The 22,337-nt window shown below is 68.9% G+C and carries 17 protein-coding genes and 1 riboswitch; of the genes, 8 read left to right on the top strand and 9 right to left on the bottom strand.

From position 1 onward, the window contains the following. Window positions 1-49: 49 nt before the first annotated feature. From ACU5E9_RS18995 to ACU5E9_RS18980, 4 genes are all read right to left on the bottom strand, one after another. Window positions 50-1,798 (bottom strand): dipeptide ABC transporter ATP-binding protein, encoded by a 1,749-nt coding sequence (locus ACU5E9_RS18995; protein WP_456811442.1) that lies wholly within the window; start codon window positions 1,796-1,798, stop codon window positions 50-52. Next, window positions 1,795-2,736 carry an ABC transporter permease gene (locus ACU5E9_RS18990; RefSeq protein ID WP_456811441.1) on the bottom strand — a complete coding sequence of 314 codons (942 nt, stop codon included), beginning with the start codon at window positions 2,734-2,736 and terminating at the stop codon, window positions 1,795-1,797. The genes ACU5E9_RS18995 and ACU5E9_RS18990 overlap by 4 nt, the downstream gene beginning before the upstream one ends. Then, complete coding sequence (locus tag ACU5E9_RS18985) at window positions 2,726-3,655, bottom strand: ABC transporter permease (protein ID WP_456811440.1); 930 nt, start codon at window positions 3,653-3,655, stop codon at window positions 2,726-2,728. Before ACU5E9_RS18985 ends, ACU5E9_RS18990 begins: the two co-directional genes overlap by 11 nt. Window positions 3,656-3,770: 115 nt before the next feature. Further along, window positions 3,771-5,390, bottom strand: a complete 1,620-nt coding sequence (locus tag ACU5E9_RS18980; RefSeq protein WP_456811439.1) for a peptide ABC transporter substrate-binding protein — start codon at window positions 5,388-5,390, stop codon at window positions 3,771-3,773. Between the two features lie 305 nt (window positions 5,391-5,695). Here ACU5E9_RS18980 and ACU5E9_RS18975 point away from each other — a divergent pair, with 305 nt between their 5' ends. Both ACU5E9_RS18975 and ACU5E9_RS18970 read left to right on the top strand, forming a co-directional pair. Then, window positions 5,696-6,088 (top strand): thiol-disulfide oxidoreductase DCC family protein, encoded by a 393-nt coding sequence (locus ACU5E9_RS18975; RefSeq protein WP_456811438.1) that lies wholly within the window; start codon window positions 5,696-5,698, stop codon window positions 6,086-6,088. Between the two features lie 26 nt (window positions 6,089-6,114). Next, a complete protein-coding gene (locus tag ACU5E9_RS18970) occupies window positions 6,115-6,915 on the top strand; it encodes a CPBP family intramembrane glutamic endopeptidase (protein ID WP_456813579.1) in 801 nt (266 codons plus the stop codon). 129 nt (window positions 6,916-7,044) lie between these two features. Here the strand turns inward: ACU5E9_RS18970 and gcvP are convergent, their stop codons facing one another. From gcvP to gcvT, 3 genes are all read right to left on the bottom strand, one after another. Next, window positions 7,045-9,942 carry an aminomethyl-transferring glycine dehydrogenase gene (gene gcvP / locus ACU5E9_RS18965; protein ID WP_456811437.1) on the bottom strand — a complete coding sequence of 966 codons (2,898 nt, stop codon included), beginning with the start codon at window positions 9,940-9,942 and terminating at the stop codon, window positions 7,045-7,047. A gap of 46 nt (window positions 9,943-9,988) precedes the next feature. After that, window positions 9,989-10,360, bottom strand: coding sequence for a glycine cleavage system protein GcvH (gcvH, locus tag ACU5E9_RS18960; RefSeq protein ID WP_456811436.1), 372 nt, complete (start codon window positions 10,358-10,360; stop codon window positions 9,989-9,991). Window positions 10,361-10,494: 134 nt separating this feature from the next. Beyond that, window positions 10,495-11,637, bottom strand: a complete 1,143-nt coding sequence (gcvT, locus tag ACU5E9_RS18955) for a glycine cleavage system aminomethyltransferase GcvT (protein ID WP_456811435.1) — start codon at window positions 11,635-11,637, stop codon at window positions 10,495-10,497. Between the two features lie 212 nt (window positions 11,638-11,849). Next, window positions 11,850-11,947, bottom strand: a riboswitch (glycine riboswitch). Between the two features lie 150 nt (window positions 11,948-12,097). Between gcvT and ACU5E9_RS18950 the strand changes: the two genes are divergently transcribed. The 4 genes from ACU5E9_RS18950 (at window position 12,098) to ACU5E9_RS18935 (ending at window position 16,610) form a co-directional block, all read left to right on the top strand. After that, complete coding sequence (locus tag ACU5E9_RS18950) at window positions 12,098-13,831, top strand: hypothetical protein (RefSeq protein ID WP_456811434.1); 1,734 nt, start codon at window positions 12,098-12,100, stop codon at window positions 13,829-13,831. Between the two features lie 28 nt (window positions 13,832-13,859). After that, window positions 13,860-14,270, top strand: a complete 411-nt coding sequence (locus tag ACU5E9_RS18945) for a GNAT family acetyltransferase (RefSeq protein ID WP_456811433.1) — start codon at window positions 13,860-13,862, stop codon at window positions 14,268-14,270. A 39-nt stretch (window positions 14,271-14,309) separates the two neighbouring features. Further along, on the top strand, window positions 14,310-15,728 hold the full coding sequence (locus ACU5E9_RS18940; protein ID WP_456811432.1) for an amidase: 1,419 nt from the start codon (window positions 14,310-14,312) through the stop codon (window positions 15,726-15,728). Between the two features lie 141 nt (window positions 15,729-15,869). After that, window positions 15,870-16,610 carry an LON peptidase substrate-binding domain-containing protein gene (locus tag ACU5E9_RS18935; RefSeq protein WP_456811431.1) on the top strand — a complete coding sequence of 247 codons (741 nt, stop codon included), beginning with the start codon at window positions 15,870-15,872 and terminating at the stop codon, window positions 16,608-16,610. Between the two features lie 18 nt (window positions 16,611-16,628). Here the strand turns inward: ACU5E9_RS18935 and ACU5E9_RS18930 are convergent, their stop codons facing one another. Together ACU5E9_RS18930 and ACU5E9_RS18925 are read right to left on the bottom strand one after the other, a co-directional pair. Beyond that, window positions 16,629-19,148 (bottom strand): ABC transporter permease, encoded by a 2,520-nt coding sequence (locus ACU5E9_RS18930; protein ID WP_456811430.1) that lies wholly within the window; start codon window positions 19,146-19,148, stop codon window positions 16,629-16,631. A gap of 13 nt (window positions 19,149-19,161) precedes the next feature. Further along, window positions 19,162-19,986, bottom strand: a complete 825-nt coding sequence (locus ACU5E9_RS18925) for an ABC transporter ATP-binding protein (protein WP_456811429.1) — start codon at window positions 19,984-19,986, stop codon at window positions 19,162-19,164. A gap of 273 nt (window positions 19,987-20,259) precedes the next feature. On the opposite strand from ACU5E9_RS18925, the gene ACU5E9_RS18920 reads away from it, so the two are divergent. Both ACU5E9_RS18920 and ACU5E9_RS18915 read left to right on the top strand, forming a co-directional pair. Then, a complete protein-coding gene (locus tag ACU5E9_RS18920) occupies window positions 20,260-20,616 on the top strand; it encodes a toxin-antitoxin system YwqK family antitoxin (protein ID WP_456811428.1) in 357 nt (118 codons plus the stop codon). 46 nt (window positions 20,617-20,662) lie between these two features. Then, a complete protein-coding gene (locus ACU5E9_RS18915; RefSeq protein WP_456811427.1) occupies window positions 20,663-22,291 on the top strand; it encodes an FAD-dependent monooxygenase in 1,629 nt (542 codons plus the stop codon). Window positions 22,292-22,337 lie beyond the last annotated feature (46 nt).

Raw genomic sequence — 22,337 nt, 5'->3', positions numbered from 1 at the left:
GGCCGAAAGCCGAGGGGCAGTCTCTATGAACGGTGTTACCTGAACGGTATTACCGGCCGAACTGGAAGTTGCCGCCGGGGATGGCGGCGAGCAGCTCCTGCGTGTAGGCCTGCTGCGGGCTCTCGAAGACGCTGTCGGTCGACGCGGCCTCCACGATCCGGCCCTTCTGCATGACACAGACGTTGTCGGCCACCAGGCGCACGACCGCGAGGTCGTGCGTGATGAACAGGTACGTCAGGCCGAGCTCGGTCTGCAGCTCGGTGAGCAGGTTCAGCACCTGGCCCTGCACGAGCACGTCGAGCGCCGAGACGGCCTCGTCGAGCACGAGCACGTCGGGCTTGAGTGCGAGCGCACGCGCGATGGCGATGCGCTGGCGCTGGCCGCCGGACAGTTCGCTCGGGTACCGGAAGCGCGACGCCCACGGCAGCGAGACCTGCTCGAGCAGTTCCTTGACGCGCGCCTGGCGCTCCTTGGCGGTGCCGACACCGTGCGCGAGCAGCGGCTCGGCGATGGTGTTGCCCACGTTGTACTGCGGGTCCAGCGACCCGTACGGGTCCTGGAAGACCGGCTGCACACGGCGGCGGAACTTGAGCAGCTCCTTGCCCTTGAGCCCGGCAACGTCCTGGCCGTCGAACTCGATTGAGCCGCTGGTGATGCTCTCCAGCTGCAGGATGAGCTTGGCCACGGTGGACTTGCCCGAACCGGACTCGCCTACGAGCGCCGTTGTGGTGCCCTTCTGGATGCCGAAGGACACCCCGTCGACGGCGCGGAGCTCGTCGGTCTTCAGACCCTTCTTGCGGATGCGGTACACCTTCGAGATGTCCCGCACCGAGATCAGGTCCTTCACCGGGGCAGCGTTCTCACGCTCGGCCGCGCGGGCGATCAGGGTCTCGTCGAGCGAACCCTCACTGAAGATCTCGGGGTCGCCGGAGCCGGCGAGCTTGGCCGACTGGATGCGCCGCGAGGCGAGGCTCGGCGCCGCGGACACCAGCCGCTGGGTGTACGGGTGCCGCGGGTTGGCCAGGATCTCCTGCGAGGGACCGGACTCGACGACCTTGCCCTTGTACATCACCACGAGCTGTTCGGCCCGCTCCGCGGCCAGGCCGAGGTCGTGGGTGATGAACAGCACGCTGGTGCCGTAGTCGCGGGTGAGGGTGCCCAGGTGGTCGAGGATCTGGCGCTGCACAGTCACGTCGAGCGCCGAGGTGGGCTCGTCCGCGATGAGCAGCTTGGGCCGGGCGGAGAGGCCGATGCCGATCAGTACCCGCTGGCGCATACCGCCGGAGAACTGGTGCGGATACTGCTTGAGGCGGTCCTCCGCGTCGCTGAGCCCGGCTTCCTTGAGCACCTGGATGGTGCGGGCGCGGGCGTCCTTACCCTGGGCGATGTTGTTGGCCTTGATGGCCTCTTCAACCTGGAAACCGATGTTCCACACCGGGTTGAGGTTCGACATCGGGTCCTGGGGCACGTAGCCGATCAGGTTGCCGCGCACCGCCTGGATTTCCTTGGCATTGAGCGTGGTGAGGTCGCGGCCTTCGAACAGGATCTGTCCGCCGGTGACCTTGCCCGGGCCCGGAAGCAGGTCGATGATCGCCTGCGCCGTTGTGGTCTTGCCCGAGCCGGACTCCCCCACGATGGCGAGCGTCTGGCCGGCGTAAAGGGTGAGGTCCACGCCGCGCACGGCGGGAACTAACCCGCGCTGGGTCCTGAAGGCGACCTCGAGGTTGCGGATCTGCAGCAGCGGCTGTCCGTCGCTGTTGATGCCCTCAGGGGTGGTGTCTAGGAGTGTCTGGCTCATCGAGTCGCCCTCGCCGTCGGGTCAAGCGCATCGCGCAGAATGTCGCCGAGCATCAGGAACGCGAGCACCGTGATGGACAGGGCGGCCGCCGGGTACAGGAGCACCTGCGGGCTGGTGACAATGGAGGTCTGTGCGGTGCCGATGTCGTTACCCCACGACATCACGCTCGGCGGCAGACCGATACCCAGGAACGACAGCGTGGCCTCGGCGACGATGAACGTGCCGAGCGAGACGGTGGCGATCACGATCACCGGGGCGATCGCGTTGGGTACCACGTGGCGCAGCAGGATGCGGAACTTCGAGACGCCGAGGGCCGTGGAGGCCATGACGTAGTCGGAGTTCGACGCCGTCAGCACGGCGCCACGCATGATGCGGGCGATCTGCGGCCAGGCGAACACCGAGAGCACGAAGGCGACCGAGGTCGGGGTGGCGGTCGGCAGCACCGACATCAGCACGATGGCGCCGAGCACGGTGGGGATGGCGAAGAAGATGTCGCCGATGCGGGAGACGATCGCGTCGAGCCAGCCGCCGTAGTAGCCCGCGAGGGCTCCGACGATGATGCCGAACAGCGTGACGATGCTGGCGGCGAGGAGGCCGACGGTGAGCGACGCCTGGGTTCCCCAGATGGTGCGGGAGTAGACGTCGCAGCCCTGGCGATTGAAGCCGAACGGATGTCCGGCCTCGGGGTCACCATTGCTGTCGCCGAGCACGCACTGCCGCGGGTCGACCTGGGTGAACAGGGTGGGGAACAGCGCCACGACGACGATGAGGAGGATCAGCGCCGCTGAGATCCAGAAGGTGGGACGCCGGCGCATCGACTGCCACGCATCCGCCCAGGTGCTGCGGGCTTTCTCATTCTCATCGAGGCGGTCGATCGCGGCTACGGGGGTGTCTTCCAGCTCCGCGACGAAGTGGGCCTGGCCAGGCTTATTTGGCATAACGAATCCTTGGGTCCAGAGCTGCGTACAGCAGGTCGACGAGCAGGTTGGCGACCACGAAGATCACGACCATCACGGCGATGAAGGACACCACGGTGGTGCTCTCACCGAGCCGGATGGCCTTGAAGACGGTGCCGCCGACACCGTTGATGTTGAAGATTCCCTCTGTCACGATCGCGCCGACCATGAGCGAACCGAGGTCCACTCCGAGGAACGTCACGACGGGAACGAGGGAGTTGCGCAGCACGTGGACCGTGACGACGCGTGGGCGGGAGAGGCCCTTGGCCGTTGCGGTGCGGACAAAATCGGCATTGAGATTGTCAGCCACACTGGCGCGGGTGAGGCGCACGATGTAGGCGAAGGACACGGAGGCGAGCACGATCGCGGGGAGCACGAGCTCACCCCAGGGGGCGTCTCCGCTCACCGTGGTTCGGAACCAGCCCAATTGGACGCCGAAGACCAGCCTGAGGACGAAACCGACCACGAACGTCGGCACGCTGATCAGGAGCAGGCTCACTACCAGTGCACTGGCGTCGAACAGCTTGCCCTTACGGAGGCCTGCGACGAGGCCGACGATGATGCCGAAGAAGGCTTCGAACGCCAGGGCCAGCATGGCCAGGCGGAAGGTGATGGGGAACGCGGCGGCCATCACGTCGGAAACGGCGCGACCTGAGTAGGTGGTGCCGAGGTCGCCCTGGAAGAAGTTGCCGATGTAGATCAGGTACTGGACGATGAACGGCTTGTCCAGGTTGTATTGGGCCCGGATCTGCTCGATCACGCCGGGCGCCGGTGGGCGGTCACCGTAGAGGGCCGCGATGGGGTCTCCCGGGAGAGAGAAGACCATGAAATAGATCAAGAATGTCGCCCCGAAGAAGACGGGGATCATTTGGAGGACGCGCCTGCCTGTGTACCACAGCATCAGGTGAGCTCCGTAAATCTTTTGTGCATGAGGGTCGCAATCACTGAAGAAGTCTAGTCAGTGCAATGTCCGGGGCTTGACGCCCCGGACATTGCACTGCGGGTGGAACTAGGAATTAACCCTTGGTGATCTGGTAATACAGCGGAACGGAATCCCAGCCGAACGTGACGTCGTTGACGCCGTCAGCCCACACGCCGTTGACGTTGGAGTACCACAGCGGGATGGTCGGCAGGTCCTTGAGCAGAACCTCCTGAGCTTCCTGGTACTTCGCGGTGGCGTCTTCGACGGTCGCGGCGGCGGCACCCTCATCGAGCAGGGCGTCGAACTCGGGGCTGCTGTAGCCCTCGTAGTTCGAGCCGGCACCGGTCTTGTACAGCGGCGCGAGGAAGTTGTACAGCGACGGGTAGTCGGCCTGCCATCCGGCGCGGGTGGCACCGGTCAGCTTCTCGTTGGAACGGTCATCGAGGGCTGCGGCGAAGGTCGGGTACGGCTTGCCGACGGCGTTGATGTCGAGGGTGTTCTTGATGCTGTTGGTCACAGCGTCGACCCAGGCCTGGTGGCCACCGTCGGAGTTGTACGCGATGTCGAACGTGGTGTCGCCGTACGGTGCGATGGCGTCAGCCTCGGCCCACAGCTTGACAGCCTCTTCCGGGTTGAACTCGAGAACGTCGGCGCCTTCGAGAGCGTCGGAGTAGCCGTCGATGACCGGGGAGGTGAAGTCGGTCGCCGGGGTGCGGGTGCCCTGGAAGATGACGTCGGTGATCTCGGCACGGTCGATCGACATCGAGATGGCTGCACGACGCAGCTCGCCCTCTTCGCCGCTCCAGTGCTCGAGGTAGTACGGCATGTTGAAGGCCTGGAAGATCGCGGCGGGCTGGTTGACAGCACGGTCGCCGAATTCATCCTGGTAGGTCTCGAACGCCGAGTCCGGGACAGCGTCCAGAACGTCGAGGTTGCCGCCCTGGACATCCGCGTAGGCGGCGTCCTGGGTGGCGTAGAAGATGATGTCCAGTCCACCGTTGACGGGCTTGCGCACGCCTTCGTAGTCCGGGTTGGTGATCAGGTTGATGCCCTCGTCGTGGACCCAGGCGCCCTCTTCGGCCAGCATGTACGGGCCGTTGCCGATCGGGTTTTCGCCGAAGGCTTCCATGTCGTCGAACGCGACGCTCGGCAGCGGCATGAATGCCGTGTAGCCCAGGCGCAGCGGCCAGTCGGCCTCAGGGGAAGCGAGCTCGACGGTGAAGGTGGTGTCGTCGACGACCTTCAGGCCGGTGAGCTCGGAGTCGGCGTCGTAGCTGAAGCCGGTGATGTCGTCGAAGAAGTACGAGGCACCCTGGGCGTTGCTGAACAGCGCGCCGTAGTTCCAGGCATCCACGAAGGAAGAAGAGGTGACTGCTTCACCGTTGGTGAAGGTCCAGCCGTCGTTCAGCGTGACGGTCCAGTTGGTGGCGTCGTCGGACTCGATCGACTTGGCGACCTCGTTCTCGATCGCACCATCAGCGTCGTACGAAACCAGGCCGGCGAACAGCGAGGTCGTGATCTTGCCGCCACCGGTCTCGGTGGTGTTGGTCGGGACGAGGCCGTTCTGCGGCTCGCTGCCGTTCGTGCTGATGATCGACGTTGAGTCGGCGGCGGGTGCGGCGTCCTCATCGTTCGACGACGCGCAGCCGGCCAGCGCCAGGGCGCTCACCGAAACAAGCGCGAGGGCGCTCAGGCCCATGCGGGATCTCTTCAATTTTCCTCCAGTGCAAAGGTGAGCGCCGTCGCGGTTCGTGACCGCAACGGCGCGCTAGTAATGAAAACCCTAGGTTTGTCTCGACCCCGGTGCAAAACGTGGCGGTAAACGTTACACAGGAGTAATGAAAGACGCACGATTCTTGCGCCGAGCGCGCATTTTGCGATTTTATCTGCGAATATCGCGAGATTCTCTCACGATGCTTGGGGCCAAAGCACCGCGATGGCTGCAAGCGATTTCAAAACCGGGCGAATTAGCCCGTGGGAGCTGTGCCGCGGATGGACCAGCGGGCGCAAAATAGAGGAATGCCGACTCCCCCGCGCACACCACCCGCCACGCTCATCTTCGATGGCGATTGCGGCTTCTGTACGACGGCCGTTCTCTGGCTGCAGCGCACCCTCCCCCGGGTGCCGGCGACCGCGCCGTTCCAGTGGACCGACCTGGCCCAGTTCGGGATCAGCGAGGCGCAAGCCCGGTCACGCGTCTGGTTCGTCACCGGCGGCCGGCGCTACGGCGGCGCGGCCGCGGTGGCCGCATTGTTGCGTGGGCAGCCGAATCCTGCGTTGCGGGTGCTCGGCTGGCTGGCCATCGTGCCGCCGTGGTCCTGGGCGGCCGCGGCCGGCTATCGGGTTGTGGCCCGGTACCGCTACCGCCTGCCCGGCGGCACCCCCGCCTGCCGGATGCCGAGCGCGACGTGAGCGGCCTGCCCTACGGTCCGTCGGAGATGGAGGGGCCGGGCCGCTCGGTGCCCGCCGCTCCCCCCGTGCTGTCCCGGGTGCGGCTGCGCTGGGAGATCGCCATCGTGCTCGGGCTCTCGCTCGGCGCATCCGCGGTGTACTCGGTGGTCTCGATCATCGCCCGCCTCACCGAGGAGGTCGCCCTCAGCGACCAGTCGGCGACGATCAACGGGTCGCAGTCGACCAGGGAGTGGCTGGACTTCACCTATCAGTTCCTCGGCATCGCGATCGGGCTGTTCCCCGTTGCGCTGGTGCTCTACCTGCTCTGGCAGCCGGGGCGCAGTTCCTTTCGTCTGCTCGGGGTGGATTTCACCGAGCCACGGCGGGACCTGCTGCGCGGCGGTGCGCTGCTGCTGATAATCGGAATCCCGGGCCTGGGGCTGTACCTGGCCGGCCGGGCGCTGGGGTTCACCGTGGCCGTGGTGCCGTCACCGCTGGACACCTTCTGGTGGACCGTCCCGATCCTGGTGTTCTCGGCGGTGCGGAGCGCCCTGAGCGAGGAGCTCATCGTGGTGGGCTACCTCTTCACCCGGCTGAGGGAACTGGGCTGGAATACCTGGACCATCATCGTCTCGGCCGCCCTGCTGCGCGGCAGCTACCACCTCTACCAGGGCATCGGGCCGTTCGTGGGCAATGCGCTGATGGGCGTGGTCTTCGGCTGGTGCTACCTGCGCTGGGGCCGGGTGATGCCGCTCGTGATCGCGCATTGGGTGCTCGACATCGTGTCGTTCGTGGGCTATCCCCTGGCGGTCCTCTGGTGGCCCGCCCTCCTGACCCCCACCGCCTGAGCCAACCTCAGAGACGCGCCCACGCCGCTGGTCGAGCTTGTCGACGCCGTGCTGAGCCTGTCGAAGTCGACCCGGCGACCAGGTCTCGACAAGCTCGACCAGCGATTGGTTGCGAGCTAGTGATCGGCCTTACTCGAAGGCCTCCGGCGGCGGGCAGGCGCAGACCAGGTTGCGGTCGCCGTAGGCGTTGTCGATGCGGCGCACGGGCGCCCAGTACTTGTTGCGGATGAGCGTGCGCACCGGGTAGACCGCGGTCTCGCGGTCGTACGGGTGCGTCCACTCCCCTTCAATCACGCTCTGGGCGGTGTGCGGGGCGTTGTGCAGCGGGTTGTCGTCGGCCGGCCAGGTGCCGGCGGCCACGGCATCCGCCTCGGCCTTGATGCCGATCATGGCCTCGATGAACCGGTCGATCTCGCCGAGGTCTTCGCTCTCGGTGGGCTCAACCATGAGGGTGCCGGCCACCGGGAAGCTCATCGTGGGTGCGTGGAAGCCGTAGTCGACCAGGCGCTTGGCCACGTCGTCGACAGTGACCCCGGTCGCCGCGGTGAGCGGGCGGAGGTCGAGGATGCACTCGTGCGCGACCAGGCCGTTGTCGCCGGCGTAGAGCACCGGGTAGTGGCCGCTGAGCTGCTTGGCCACGTAGTTGGCGGCCAGTACGGCGGCGCCGGTGGCCTCCTTGAGGCCGTCGGCACCCATCATCCGCACGTACGCCCAGGAGATGGGAAGGATGCTCGGGCTGCCGTAGGGCGCGGCCGAGACCGGGCCGCCGCCGTGCACGACGGTTTCAGTGCCGGTGCCGCCGAGCAGGTAGTGCTCGTCGTCCTGCGCCAACGGGTGCCCGGGCAGGAACGGGGCGAGGTGCGCCTTGGCCGCGACCGGACCGACGCCGGGGCCACCTCCGCCGTGCGGGATGCAAAAGGTCTTATGCAGGTTGAGGTGCGAGACGTCGCCGCCGAAGTCGCCGAACCGGGCGAAGCCGAGCAGGGCGTTCAGGTTGGCACCGTCCACGTAGACCTGGCCGCCGGCGTCGTGCACGGCGGCGCAGATCGCGCCGACCTCGTGCTCGTACACCCCGTGGGTGGAGGGGTAGGTGATCATCAGGGCAGCCAGCGCATCGGCGTGCAGTTCGATCTTGGCGCGGAGGTCGTCGAGGTCGACGTTGCCGAGCTCGTCGCAGGCCACAACGACGACCCGCATGCCGGCGAGCACCGCGGAGGCGGCGTTGGTGCCGTGAGCACTGGACGGGATCAGGCAGACGGTGCGGTCCACGTCGCCGTTGGCGAGGTGGTAGCCGCGGATGGCGAGGAGCCCGGCGAGTTCACCCTGACTGCCGGCGTTCGGCTGCAGTGACACGGAATCGTACCCGGTGACATCCGTCAGCCACGTCTCGAGCTGGCGGATGAGTTCGAGGTAGCCCTCGACATCGGCCTTCGGGGCGAACGGGTGCAGGCCGCCGAACTCGGGCCAGGTGACGGCCTCCATCTCGGTGGCGGCGTTGAGCTTCATGGTGCAGGAGCCCAGTGGGATCATGCCGCGGTCCAGCGCGTAGTCGTAGTCGGCGAGGCGCTTGAGATAGCGCATCATGCTCGTCTCGGAGCGGTGTGTGTTGAACACGGCGTGGGTGAGGTACTCGCTGGTGCGGGCCAGGCTGTCGGGCAGGCCGCCCTCGATCGCGCTGAGGTCGACGTGGCCGAACGAGTCGCGTCCGCCGAAGAAGCCCACGACGGCGGCGACGTCGGCCGCGGTGGTGGTCTCGTCGACCGAGATGCCGATGGTGGTGGCGTCGACAGAGTGCAGGTTGTAGCCGGCGGCGGCGGCCTGCGCGACGATCGCGGCGGCGCCGGCCGGAACCGACACCCGCACGGTGTCGAAGAAGGTGCTGTTGATCACGTCGACGTCGATAGCGCGGAGGGCGGCGACGAGGGCGCCGGCGCGTTCGTGCACCTCGGTGGCGATCGCCTTGAGGCCCTCGGGCCCGTGGTACACCGCGTACATGCCGGCCATGACGGCGAGCAGCACCTGGGCGGTGCAGATGTTGGAGGTGGCCTTGTCGCGGCGGATGTGCTGCTCGCGTACCTGCAGCGACAGGCGGTAGGCGGGGTGGCCGGCGGCGTCGACGCTCACGCCGACGAGGCGGCCGGGCATCTGGCGCTCGAGTCCCTTGCGCACGGCGAGGTAGCCGGCGTGCGGTCCGCCGAAGCCCATCGGCACGCCAAAGCGCTGGCTGGTGCCCACGGCCACGTCGGCGCCGAGCTCGCCGGGCGACGTGACGAGGGTCAGGGCGAGCAGGTCGGCGGCCACGACGGCGAGGGCCTTGTTCTCGTGGGCGAGGGCGATCACGGCGGCGGGGTTCCAGATCCGGCCGGAGGCTCCGGGGTACTGAACGAAGATGCCGAAGTAGTCGCCGAGGTCCTCAGCGGTGGTGCTCTCGTCCAGGGGCAGCACGGCCAGTTCGATACCGAGCGCGTGCGCGCGGTTGCCGAGCAACGCGTGCGTCTGGGGCAGCGCATCCGCGTCGACGATGAACCGGTTCGACGGCGACTTGGATGCGCGGCGAGCCAGCAGCATGCCCTCGACCACCGAGGTGGACTCGTCGAGCATCGACCCGTTCGCGGTGGCCATCCCGGTGAGGTCGGCGACCATGGTCTGGAAGTTGATGATGGCCTCGAGCCGGCCCTGACTGATTTCCGGCTGGTACGGCGTGTACGCGGTGTACCAGCTCGGGTTCTCGAGCACGTTGCGCTTGATCACGGCGGGCGTGATCGTGTCGTAGTAGCCGAGCCCGATCATCGAGCGCTTCACGGTGTTCTTGTCGGCCAGGGCGCGAAGCTCCTGGATGGCCTCACGCTCGGTCGCCGCCGGCGGCAGGGTGCTGTCGCCCTCGCGGCGGAACTGCTCGACCTGGATGGTGGCCGGAACGGCGGCGTTGACGAGGGAGTCGACGCTGGTGTGGCCGAGGACGGCCAGCATGCGGGACTGGGCGTCGGCATCCGTGCCGATGTGACGCTGGGTGAAGGGCTGCGACATGTGGAGAAAGGCTCTTTCCGGGTCAGTCAGGTCAGGTCAGGTTGGGTTATTCGCCGATGATGGCGGAGTACTCGGCGTAGCTGAGCAGGGCAGGCAGGGTCTCGAAGGTGACCTTGATGAGCCAGCCCTCGCCGAGCGGGTCGCTGTTGACGAGCTCGGGGCTGGCCACGACGGCGTCGTTGATCTCGGCGACGGTGCCGTCGATGGGGGCGAAGAGCTCACCCACCGACTTGGTCGACTCGATCTCGCCGACAACGGTGCCGGAGGCGAGGGAGCTGCCGACCTCGGGCAGTTCCACGAAGACCACGTCGCCGAGCTTGTCGGCGGCGTAGGCGGTGATGCCGACGGTGGCGGTGTCACCGTCCACGAGCACCCACTCGTGCTCTGCGGTGTACTGGAGTTCGGTCTTGTCTGCCATGGGGTTCCTCTCAAAGGGTTGATCAGGTGGGGGTGATCACTGGAGTCGATCGGGGTTGATCAGTTTGTGGGGGCGGTGTGCGCGGTGGCGTCACCGTTGCGGATGCCCGTGGCCGGGCATCCGGACGTCGGGAGTTATTTGCGGCGCTTGTAGAACGGCAACGCGATGACGGTGGCCGGTGAGCGGGTGCCGCGCACGTCGATGAAGACCTCGGTGTCGAGGCGGGCGAGAGCCGGCGGCAGGTAGGCCATGGCGATCGGGTATCCCAGGGTGGGCGAGAGGGCGCCGCTGGTGATGACGCCTTCGGGTTCGGTGGCGTCGACGCTGCGGAAGATCTGGTAGCCGGCGCGACCGGCGCGCTTGCCGGCCGAGACCAGGCCGACGAGCACGGGGGCGTCGCCGGCGGGGCCTTCCTCGCTGGCGGTACGGCCGACGAAGTCGGTGGGCTTGGCGAGGTTGACGACCCGGCCGAGGCCCGCCTGGGCGGGGTAGGTGGAGGTGGTGAGTTCGTGGCCGTAGAGCGGCATGCCGGCCTCAAGGCGCAGGGTGTCGCGGCTGGCGAGCCCGGCCGGGACCAGGTCGTGCGGGCCGCCGGCGACGACGATGGCGTCCCACAGGGCGAGGGCATCCGCGTTCGGCAGGTAGAGCTCGAAGCCGTCTTCGCCGGTGTAGCCGGTGCGGGCGACGAGCACGGAGGTGCCGTTGAAGGTGGCGGTGAGGGCGCGGTAGTAGCGCAGGGCCGCGAGGTCACCCTCGACGCTGAGGCCGGCAGTGGCCTGCACGATCGCGAGGGAGTTGGGGCCCTGCACGGCGATGAGCGCGGTGTCATTGCTCTCATCGGTGACGGTGACGTCGAACCGGGCAGCCCGGCGGGTGAGGGCGTCGAGGGCCTGGTCGTGGTTGCCGGCGTTGGCGACCACGAGGAACTCGCTGTCACCGGTGCGGTACACGACGAGGTCGTCGATGATGCCGCCGCGCGCGTTGAGCAGGAGGCTGTACTTGGCCTGCATCAGGTCGATGACCGAGAGCTGGCCGGCCAGGGCGTGGTCGAGGAACTCGCCGGCCTGGGGGCCGCTCACCCGAATCTCGGCCATGTGGGAGAGGTCGAAGAGGCCGGCGGCCTTACGCACGGCGTGGTGCTCGGCGAGGTCGCTGGAATAGCGAACGGGCATCTGCCAGCCGGCGAAGTCGGTGAAGCTCGCGCCGGCGGCCACGTGGGCGGAATGCAGCGGCGAGAACCGTTCGGTGGCGGCGGTGTCAGGGCTGGACGAGGTCATGAGTTCTCCGGTTCGTCACCCGGCGCGCCGGATGAGTTGCTCCGGGGCTCGTTCGAACCCCGTTGGGAACTCCCCCTCTGTCGTCAGGCCTGAGAGCTTCGCCGGACGCTCGCGCGGTGCCGGCTTTCACCATGGGCGGGACTTGGCAGTTCTGACCGGTTCGGGGCGTGCCCGCGCCGGACGCGCTGTGCTCGTCCGCTTTTCAGAGTGGCCCGTTCGATGCGGTACGAGTACCTGAGAGATTGTCGGGGAGGATTGCTCCTTCGGTGTTCGCTCGTCTCGCGACGTCGAACTCTCCCGCATCGAGCCTTAGGCCCAGTTTTCAATTTCAAGAAGTCTATCCTCCCCCGAGCCGTGACCTGAGCCCCAGAATCTCGCCTTTTTGGGGTTCTTCTCACGGGTCACGGATGGGGCCGGTCGGGTGGGCAGGAATGTCGGTGGTAGGTGAGACGATCTCACTATGAGTAGCCCCGATCAGGCACCACCGCCCGCTCCGGATGATGACGACCACTCTCCGGAACTCGTCCCACAAGATCCACACCCGCCCACAGCCACACCCGCACCCGAGCTCGAGCTCGAGCTCGAGCACGACACCAACACCGACCCCGCTACCGACACCGACACCGCATCCGCACCCACGCCGGTACCGGCGGCTCCGCCCGAGTCGTACGAGCCCGATCCGACCATGGATCAGCGGGTGCGCGACGAACTGGCCGAGCAGACCGAACGAATCGCGGCGGAAGACCGCCTGATCGCGCAGGCGCAGGCCCGCCGGATCGAACTTCTGGTCGGGCTGCAGGACTGGAGCGAAGACCCCCGGGTCTCGTCCCGGCTGCACGGTGACCGGGAGTCCATCGCGACGGCGGACCGGAACGCGGCCATCATGACCGACGACCAGGCCCGCGCCGCCGCCTACGCCCGGTGGGACGAGCACAAGATCGCCCGCCGCACCATCGTGACCGAGACCGCGTGCCTGACCCGCACGGCCGAACGCACCATCGAACATCAACTCGACGAGGCCCGGTTCCTTTACAGTTACGCACCGCTCACTTTCGATGCCCTGTCGAAAGGGGAGATCAGTTACCGGCACGCGACCGCCCTGCTCGATCAGATCCGCACCATTCCCGACGAGGACCAGGCCGCGTTCGAAGAAAAGGTACTGCCGGTGGCGAAGTCGCAGCCGGTGGGCCGGTTCACAGATCGCGCCCGCCAGCTCCGGGAGCGGCTGCACCCGGAGTCCATCGTCACCCGCACCAAGGACGCCGTAGCCGACCGGCAGATTTCCTGGGAGCCCGCACACGACGGGATGGGCTGGTTGCACTGGTACGGCACCGCCGAACAAACCAAGGCCGCCTGGGACCGGATCACCAGCATGGCTACGGCCTTGAAGAAACTTGGCGACCCGACCCCCGACCCGGCCGACGTCGAAGCCGGCACAGGGGTGGTAAATGCCGGGAAAGGTGCCGCGTTCGGGATCGAACAGAACAGCCCCGACGACCTCCCGACTCGCACCCTCGACCAGCTGCGCGCCGACGTCACCGCCGCCCTCCTGCTGGACGGGATCACCCCGACCGGGATGGGCGCCGGCATCCGTGGCACCGTGATGATCACCGTTCCGGTGATGACCCTGCTCGGGTTGGACGACGAACCCGCCGCCCTGGAACGGTACGGGCCGATCTCGCCCGAGGCGGCCCGGCGGATCGTCGGCGACGCGCAAAGTTTTACCCGCGTGCTCACCCACCCCGAATCCGGGGTGATCCTCTCCGTCGATAAGAAGCAGCAGAAAATCACCAAGGGCATGCGGAAGGTGCTGCGGATGCGCGACGAAACCTGCCGGTTCCCCGGTTGCTCCCGCCCCGCGATGAAAAGTGACATCGACCACACTCAGGACCGGCAATACGACGGCGGTACCGACCTGGACAACCTCGCGCACCTCTGCGAAGGCCACCACCGACTCAAACACCTCTCCCAATGGTCCGTGATGCAAGAACCCGGCGGGGTGCTCGTCTGGACGTCACCGGGCAAGCGCACCTACCGCACCAACCCGGCCAACCCGATCGGCCCACCGCGGCCCAAGCCGCCCACGGTGGGACCGAAAACGCGGAAGCGACCCGCGGACGACAGCTACCTGATGCCCCGGCACCAGCCCAAGCGCCACCCATCCCCACCAGTACCCGAGAACCCGCCCTTCTGAGCCGAGCAGGCTCCGGCAGAATGGACCGATGCACATCGAGGACATCTCCGCCGCCGACTTCCCCGCCGTGATCGCCCTGTGGGAAGAAGCCGGGCTGACCCGTCCCTGGAATCCCCCGGCCGCCGACCTGCAGCGTGCACTCGATACCGAGACCTCCACCGTTCTCGGCGCGGTCTCCGACGGCCGCCTCGTGGGTACCGTGATGGTGGGTCACGACGGCCACCGCGGCTGGGTCTACTATCTGGCCGTTGGAATGTCCGAACGCGGCACGGGTCTGGGTCGGCTGCTGATGCAGGCTGCCGAAGCCTGGCTCGTGGATCACGGGGTCGTCAAGGTGCAGCTCATGGTGCGCCACACCAACGCCGCCGTCACTGGCTTTTATGATCGTCTCGGTTACACGGATGCCGACGTCCGGGTGCTCGCGAAACGGCTCGACTGAGCCGCGGCACCGACCGAAATCAGTCGCAGAAGGGGAACCGTGGACCTGGCCGAGTACTCCGCCCACGATGCCGTGGGTCTCGCAGCCGCCATCCGCGCGGGTGAGGTGAACGCGGCCGAGGTCGAAGCCCTGGCGCGACGGGCGGTCACCGCGGTCAATCCCGACCTCAACGCGCTCGCCCAGCCGATGTTCGCCCCCGCCATGACCCACGTTTCAGGCGGTCCGTTCGCCGGGGTGCCGTTCCTCATCAAGGACAGCGGCCCGTTCGCCCGGGGCGTGCAATTCGCACTGGGCAGCCGCAGTATCCGGGGTGTGGCGGCGGAGACCGACCACGAGTTGATGGTGCGCTTCCGCGCTGCCGGCCTGGTGGCTATCGGGCAGACCACAGCGCCGGAATTCGGTCTCAACTTCGCCACCGAACCCGTGCGCACCGGTCCCACCCGCAACCCGTGGGACCTCAGCCGCGGGGTCGGCGGCTCCAGCGGAGGTGCGGCCGCACTCGTCGCCGCCGGGGCGGTACCCCTGGCCCACGCCAACGACGCGGCCGGCTCAATCCGGGTACCGGCGGCCTGCTGCGGCATCGTCGGGTTCAAGCCCAGCCGCGGTCGCACGCCGAGCGGTCCGCTGGCCGGCGAGGCCGCGTTCGGGCTGACCGGCGAATTCGCGCTCACCCGCAGCGTGCGGGACGTCGCCCATCTGCTCGACGCCGTCGGGGGCCCCGCAACCGGCGAGAAGTACACCCTGCCCGCCCCGGCGACCAGCTACGCCCGCTCCATCCAGGAAGACCCGGGGCGGCTCCGCATCGCCGTGCTGCGCGAGGCCTGGTCGGGTGTGCCCGTGGACGCCCAGGTGACCGCGGCAACCGCCGCCGTCGCCCGCACCCTCGAGTGGATCGGACATTCGGTGCTGGACGACCGGCCGCCGCTGAACCCCGACGACATCGTCGAAGCCGAGATGCTGGCCGTGTTCGCCACGGGCGCCGCCCTGCTGCGAGCGCCGCGGCGACCGGATCCGGCCCTGTTGGAGGCCGTTTCCCGGGTGGTGCTCGAGGAAACCACGCGGGCCAGCGCCCTCGACGTGGCCGCGGCGATCGACGCGCAACACCGGGTGACCCGACCGGTCGGCGAGTTCCTCAGCCGGTACGACGTGCTCGTCACGCCAACGGTGGCCCAGCTGCCGCTGCCCCACGGCACGCTCGACTACAACGCTCCCGGCCACAGCGCACGCTCGTGGATCCGCCGGATCCTCGAATTCGGGCCCTTCACCGCCCCGTTCAACGTCTCCGGGCACCCGGCGATCAGCCTCCCCCTCGGTCAGAGCCGGGAGGGCCTGCCGATCGGGGTGCAGCTCGTGGCCGCCCACGGCCGCGACCACCTGTTACTGCAGGTGGCTGCCCAGCTCGAGCAGGCCATGCCCTGGGCCGACCGGCTCCCGCCGATCTACGCCGACCAGCCCTGAGCGCCCCGCGCGGCGCAACTGTTCCCGCACCGGACAATTGGTCCCGGTGTGCCGGGTGCAACTGTCCGCACGGGGAACAGTTGTGGGCGAGGGCCGGTCGCGGCGCTTGGAATTCGGGCGGGAGCGTGCTTCGCTGGGAACATGTCGAATCGTGGGAACCCGCCCGACGAGCCCGGAACTCCGGACCGGCCGTCGAGCGCGCCCGCGGAGGCCGGTCCCACCGGCCTGCCGATGTTTCCGCTCGGCTCAGTGCTGTTCCCCCACATGCCCCTGCAGTTGCGGGTCTTCGAGCAGCGCTACCTGATGATGCTCGCCCGCATCCTCGAATCCGAACCGGCCGAGTTCGGTGTCGTGCTCATCGAGCGCGGCCAGGAGGTCGGCGGCGGCGAACATCCGTTCAGCACGGGCACCGTCGCCCAGGTGATCGAGCTGGTGGCCCCGGAAGGTTTCGTGGGACTCGTCGCGCAGGGCGACCGCCGCATCGAGGTGGTCGAGTGGAGCGACGACGCTCCGTATCCGCAGGCGGTGGTGCGGGAACTGCCGCCTCTGGTCTGGGACGACGCCCTCAAGCCGCTGCGCATCCTCGCCGAGCAGACCGTTCGCCGCACCCTCGCGCTGGCCAGCGAATTCACCGACGACGCCTGGTCGGCGGATGTGGCGCTGTCGGAGGATCCGGTGGAGGCCGCCTGGCAGCTGGCCGGCATAGCGCCGGTCGGTCCGCTCGACCAGGTGGCGATGCTGCGATCCACCACCATGGCCGGGTTGCTGCGGTCGATCTTCGACCACACCGAGGCCGCAGCGGATGCGTTTCGGCTGCCCGGTCCGGACCAGCCGGACGACCTGGACACCGACGACCTCGACGACCTGAACCCCGACGACTGAGCCCCTCCCGCTAGGGCGCTACTCGTGCATGAGACCCGCCACCGGTGATCGCCGAGCCGCGCCGGAGGCCGGAACGACGGTGGCCAGCAACCCGGCGACCAAAGCGCCCGCGAGCACCATCGCCAGCTGGCTCCAGGGCAGGTGTACGGCCAGGTCCAGCTTTTGCGCCTGCAGCGACACCGCCGACAGGCCGGCCCAGGCGTACAAGCCTCCGAGCCCGATGCCGCAGGCCGCCGCCACCAGGGTGATCAGGGTCGCCTCGAGGCCGAGCATGCCGCGCAGCTGGCCGCGGGTGAGGCCGAGGGCGCGCAGCAGCGCCGACTCCCGCCGGCGTTCGAACACCGACAACGCCATCGTGTTGGCCACCCCCACACACGCTATGACCACGGCCATGGTGAGCAGGGCCAGCACGATCAGGAGCATCACGTCGAGGATCTGCTCGTAGTAGGTGCGCTCGGGCGCTCCCCCGCCCACCGTGAACTGCTCGCTCACCGACAGGATGACGGTGCTCAGCTCCTGCACCTGGCTGCTTGTGACAGTGTCGTCCAGCCGCAGCTGCACCTGCCCGGTGACCGGCGATGCCACCAGGTTGAGGTCGTGTTTGGTGAGCGTTGCCAGTCGGGGTGCGGTCGGCGAGAAGACAACCGTCACCGTGGCACTGCCGGCGTCACCGCTCACCGTCACGGTCTCACCGTTGCGCACCTCACCGGCGTCTGCGGGATTCAGCAGCAGCTCGCCGTCCTCGGGAACCGGCACCGTCGACCGGGCCACCTGCTGCACCTGGTCGGGGTCGAGGCCGCGGGCCGGCAGCGTCCACGGTTCGCCGGCGGCCGGGCTGATGAGGATCGAGGCCGACGCAATCGAGGTGGACCCCGCCACGTCGGGCAGGTCACCCAGCCCGTCGATCTGGGCGGAGGTGATGCCCTCCGGGTCTACCGACTGCACGGTGATGTCGACCGGCCGTTTCTCGTCGATCTTGTCGCTGATCGAGGTGCGCACCGAGTCGACGCCCACCACCATCATGGTCACCAGGGTCACCCCCACCAGCAACGCGGCCGCCGTCGACGCGGTACGCGCGGGGTTGCGGGTGGCGTTGAGCGCCGCGAGCCGGGCCGGGGCCGACATCCACCCCACCGTCGCACCCACCGCGCGCACGATCCAGGGGATGAACAGGGCGGAGCAGAGCAGGATGCCCAGGAAGCTGACCACCCCGGACACCACAGCCAGGGGCAGCCCCGACCGGGTCGCACCGATGACGAGCCCAGTGCCGCCGATCGCCGTCAACGCCACGGCGACCACAGCTCCGACAAGGCCCTGGCGCACACTGGCCGGGGCAAGGGCGGCGCGCATCGCGGCGACCGGGCGCACCCGCGTCGCCCGGCGGGCCGGCGACAGGGCCGAGCCGAGCGTGAGCACCACCCCGACGCCGAACCCGATCGCGAGGCGGGCCGGGTCCACGACCAGCTGGCCGAGGTGCAGGCCGGATGCGCCGTCGCGGCTGAGTTCCGCCAGCACCAGCGAACCGGCCAGGCCGAGCCCTACCCCGAGCACCGACGCCACCACGCCCAGAAGCAGCGCCTCACCGAGGATCAGCCGGCGCACCTGTCCGGCGCTGGCGCCGATGCAGCGGAGCAGCGCGAGCTCCCTGGTGCGCTGGCTGACCAGCACCTGGAAGGTATTGGCGATCACGATGGACGCCACGAACAGTGCAATGGTGGCGAAGGCCAACAGGATGCTGGTGATCACCGTGGCGCTGCCGGACAAGAGTGCAGTCTGCTGGTCGAGGGTCGTCGCGCGGGTCTGCACCGTGATGCCCGACACCCCCGCGACGGCGGTGGTCACGGCCGCGGCGAGCGCATCCGCTGACCCCGCATCCGTGCCCGCATCCGCCGCCCCGGCCACGAGGATGGACGTCGACAGGGCGAAGAGGTTGGGGTCGGTGAGCGCCTCAGCCTGCATGATGAGGGTCGGGGCGCCGGTGCCGACGCCGGCGGCCTGTTGCCGGGTGATGCCGACGATGGTCACCTCGGTGGGGCTCAGACCGGAACCGGCGGCGGCCACGGAGACGATGTCCCCGGCGGCGACCTCCATCGACTCGGCCGCCGCGCGGTCTATGACGGCCTCCGTACCGGTGGCCGGCCAACGGCCGGAGTCGAGGCTCTGCCAGCGCACCGATGCGTCGAGCAGGGCACTGATCTGCCCCATGCTCCGGGTCTCGCCGTGCCGGAGGTCGACATAGGCGAGACGTTCCACGTCCGCCGCGGCCACGCCGGCCGCCGCCTGCACCGCCGGCAGCACGGTAAGGAGCACATCGGTGGAGGTGCGCGGGTCGGAGGTAGCGACCATCGCCACGGTCGGCGTGACCACCACATCGGCCTTGGCCATGCTGGCCGTCAGCGACTCCTCGGTGGTGTGGGTGAACGTGGCCGAGAGAGTGAGGGTGGCCACCACGAAGCCCACCGACAAAGCCACTGCGAGCGTCGTCGCCAGCAGCCGCACCACCGTGGCCCTCAGGCCGGCGAAGACGACCCGGATCACACGAACACCTGGATCACACGGACGCCCGGCCCGGCGCCAGGCGGTCCCCGTGCAGTGCGGCCAGCACCGTCTCGACGGTCGGGTCGGTCAGCTCGCCGGTGAGCCGGCCGTCGCCCAGCAGCACCACCCGGTCGGAGTAGGCCGCGGCCACGGCATCATGGGTGACCATGATCACGGTCTGGCCCCAGGCGGTGACACTCGTGCGCAGCAGGGCGAGCACCTCGGCGCCGGCAACGGAGTCCAGGTTGCCGGTGGGTTCGTCGGCGAAGATCACGGCCGGACGACCGAGCAGCGCCCGCGCCACCGCCACCCGCTGCTGTTGCCCGCCGGAAAGTTCGTGTGGGCGGTGCTTCAACCGGCCAGAGAGTCCGAGGGTCTGCACGACCTCGTCGTACCAGGCCCGGTCCACTTTTCGCCTGGCCAGGGCCATCGGCAGCAGGATGTTCTGCTTGGCGCTGAGCGTGGGCACCAGGTTGTAGGCCTGGAAGACGAACCCGATCTTTTCCCTCCGCAGCCGCGTGAGCCCGCGGTCGCGCAGCCCGGTGATCGGGGTGCCGTCGATCCACACCGTGCCGCTGCTCACCGAGTCCAGTCCGGCGAGGCACTGCATCAGGGTGGATTTGCCCGACCCCGACGGTCCCATCACTGCGGCGAACTGGCCGCGCGGGAACGCCACCGTGACGTCGTCCAGGGCGGCGACCGCCGAGGCCCCGCGACCGTAGGTCTTGCGCAGCGCGTGCGCCACTACGGCATCCTGCCCGCCGTTCGGTGCGGAGTGGTTCGGTGCGGAACGATTCGGTGCTGAGTGCTGCGCGCGGCGTCGGTTGATGTCGGTCATGAGTGGTCCCCCAGCGCGTGAGTCCTGGCTCAGGCGAGTGCGTCCGGCCAGAAGAAGCCCGGATGCGCGGCCGCGCGTTCACCGGCACGTCGTCAGACCGAGAACGGGTTGTCAGCCGGTACTGCGCCCACAAGGTTCGAGCGGTGGCATCACGCTGCCCCCGTCGAAACGACCCCCATTTGGGTTACAGACTACCCCGAGCGACGACTCCGCCGTGACCGCGCGCACCAGGCCGCCCTAGAGCGTCTCGCCGTTCTGGGCCAGCATGGGGACATGCCAGCAACCTCACCCACCCAGCGACCCGACACGGAGCCCGCACCGGCGCCGGGCGGATTCGCGTTAGGGACACCCGTGCCCCGGCACGACAGCTTTGCCGACGGCTCGCTGAAGGCGAGCGGATTCGAGTTGGACGGCAAGCTGCACGGGCACTGGGAGTGGTTCCGAAGCGATAGGACCCTGATGCGCTCCGGCGAGTTCTACCTCGGTGAACAGGTCGGCACCTGGCGCACCTGGGACCGGCGGGGACATCTCGTGAAGGAGACCGTCTTCACCCGAGCGCCGACGTCTGCTGCTGCCGGGACGACGGCGGCGAAGACGGCTGCAGCTGCCGCGGAGACGGACCCGCGGTAGGACGATGGCCAGGGCGCCTCGACCCGCGGGTATCGACACTGATGTGATGATCGTCGGCGCCGGTCCCACCGGGCTCACCCTCGCCCGGGAGCTGCACAGCCTCGGGGTGGCCGCGCAGATCGTCGACACGGCGCCGGATGCCGTGCACGAATCCCGGGCGTTGGCCATCCAGGCGCGCACCCTCGAGGTCCTGGCCCGCAACCGGCTGGCCGACGACCTGGTCGCCGCCGGTAATCCGAGCGGGACCCTGCTGCTCCATGAGTCCGGCAGCCGTGGCCGCACCCATGTCATCCCGCTGTTCGACTCCGCGATCGGCGACACCCGGTTCCCTTTTCTGCTGTTCCTGTCCCAGGCCGGCACCGAACGGGTGCTCGTCGACCGCCTGGCCAGCGCCGGGGTCGGTGTGCGCCGCGGGCTCACCCTGACCGGTCTGGTGCAGGACGACTCCGGCGTCACCGCCACCCTCGAGTCGCCCGGCGTGCCGGCCCGGGTGGTCCGCGCCCGGTACCTCGTCGGGTGCGATGGCGCCCACAGCGCGAGCCGGCGGCTGGCCGGCGTCGACTTCTCCGGCCGCGCCTACCCGCAACGGTTCCTCCTCGCCGACGTCGAGGCCGATGGCCTGGAACGTGACCGGGTACACGTCTACCTCGCCAAGGCGGGCCCGCTGTTCTTCTTTCCCCTCACCCGCCCGGCCAGCTGGCGGCTGATCGTCGCGCTGCCGCGGTCGGCCCCGCGCGGGCCGGTCACCCTGCCGGTCGCCCAGGCGGCGGTCTCCCGCCACATCCGGCAGCACATCACGCTGCACCACCCGGTCTGGCTCACCGAGTTCACCATCAGCAGCCGCCTGGCCGACACCTTCCGGCGGGGCCGGGTGTTCCTGGCCGGTGACGCTGCGCACATCCACAGCCCGGCCGGCGCGCAGGGCATGAACACGGGCATCCAGGATGCCGTGAACCTCGGTTGGAAGCTCGCTCTCGTCTGCCGGGGCGAAGCCGACCCGGCCCTGCTGCAGAGTTACGAACGCGAGCGGATGCCCGTGGCCCGCTCCGTGCTGGCGATGACCGACCGCGCCTTCCGGGTGGCGACCATCCAGATCCCGCTCGTGCGCAACCTCCGGGCGTTCCTCGCTCCGCGGGTGGGCGCCGTCGTGCTGCGGAGCGCGACGGTGCGGCGAGCCGGCTTTCGCGTGATCGCCGAACTGGGCATCCACTACCGCCGCAGCCCCCTGTCCGTCGACGGGCAGCCGAAACCGCCCGGTGGGCCCCGGCCCGGCCACCGCTTTCCGCAGCCCGGCATGGGCCCGCCGGCTGCCGGCGTGGAACCGGCCGCGACCCCGCCCGCGGTGGTGCAGCATCCGCCGGTGTTCCGGATGCTGCTCTGCGGGCCGGCCGCGCGCTGGTCCGCCCGGAGCGTGCGGGAGTTCAGTGCCAGCTGGGGGCACCTGGTCGCTGTGGAGCACCGGCCCGACGCACCACGATCCCGGTGGTCGGCGGCCCCGCGAGCTGCCGCAACCTCGCGCCGGAACCCCGGCACCGCCCAGTACCTGGTGCGCTGGGACGGCTACGTGGGCTACCGCGCCGGCGGCACCGACCTCGCCGGGGCCGCCGCGTACCTGCACGCACTCGGTGCCCGCCCGCTGCCGGAATCCGGCCGGGGGCCGGCGGTCACCTCATAGTGAGCCCATAGCCGGGTCAGCGCGGCCGCATAGAAGCGCCGCCTAA

Source organism: Cryobacterium sp. AP23 (assembly GCF_054075385.1).
This window is presented reverse-complemented; position numbering and strand designations above follow the sequence as displayed.

Coding starts and splice junctions, on each gene's coding strand:
- ACU5E9_RS18985 (WP_456811440.1), bottom strand. CDS start 3,655: ATGCTGTGGTACACAGGCAGGCGCGTCCTCCAAATGATCCCCGTCTTC.
- ACU5E9_RS18945 (WP_456811433.1), top strand. CDS start 13,860: ATGCACATCGAGGACATCTCCGCCGCCGACTTCCCCGCCGTGATCGCC.
- gcvT (WP_456811435.1), bottom strand. CDS start 11,637: ATGACCTCGTCCAGCCCTGACACCGCCGCCACCGAACGGTTCTCGCCG.
- ACU5E9_RS18950 (WP_456811434.1), top strand. CDS start 12,098: ATGAGTAGCCCCGATCAGGCACCACCGCCCGCTCCGGATGATGACGAC.
- gcvP (WP_456811437.1), bottom strand. CDS start 9,942: ATGTCGCAGCCCTTCACCCAGCGTCACATCGGCACGGATGCCGACGCC.
- ACU5E9_RS18935 (WP_456811431.1), top strand. CDS start 15,870: ATGTCGAATCGTGGGAACCCGCCCGACGAGCCCGGAACTCCGGACCGG.
- ACU5E9_RS18925 (WP_456811429.1), bottom strand. CDS start 19,986: ATGACCGACATCAACCGACGCCGCGCGCAGCACTCAGCACCGAATCGT.
- ACU5E9_RS18915 (WP_456811427.1), top strand. CDS start 20,663: ATGATCGTCGGCGCCGGTCCCACCGGGCTCACCCTCGCCCGGGAGCTG.
- ACU5E9_RS18920 (WP_456811428.1), top strand. CDS start 20,260: ATGCCAGCAACCTCACCCACCCAGCGACCCGACACGGAGCCCGCACCG.
- ACU5E9_RS18970 (WP_456813579.1), top strand. CDS start 6,115: ATGGAGGGGCCGGGCCGCTCGGTGCCCGCCGCTCCCCCCGTGCTGTCC.
- ACU5E9_RS18995 (WP_456811442.1), bottom strand. CDS start 1,798: ATGAGCCAGACACTCCTAGACACCACCCCTGAGGGCATCAACAGCGAC.
- gcvH (WP_456811436.1), bottom strand. CDS start 10,360: ATGGCAGACAAGACCGAACTCCAGTACACCGCAGAGCACGAGTGGGTG.
- ACU5E9_RS18990 (WP_456811441.1), bottom strand. CDS start 2,736: ATGCCAAATAAGCCTGGCCAGGCCCACTTCGTCGCGGAGCTGGAAGAC.
- ACU5E9_RS18975 (WP_456811438.1), top strand. CDS start 5,696: ATGCCGACTCCCCCGCGCACACCACCCGCCACGCTCATCTTCGATGGC.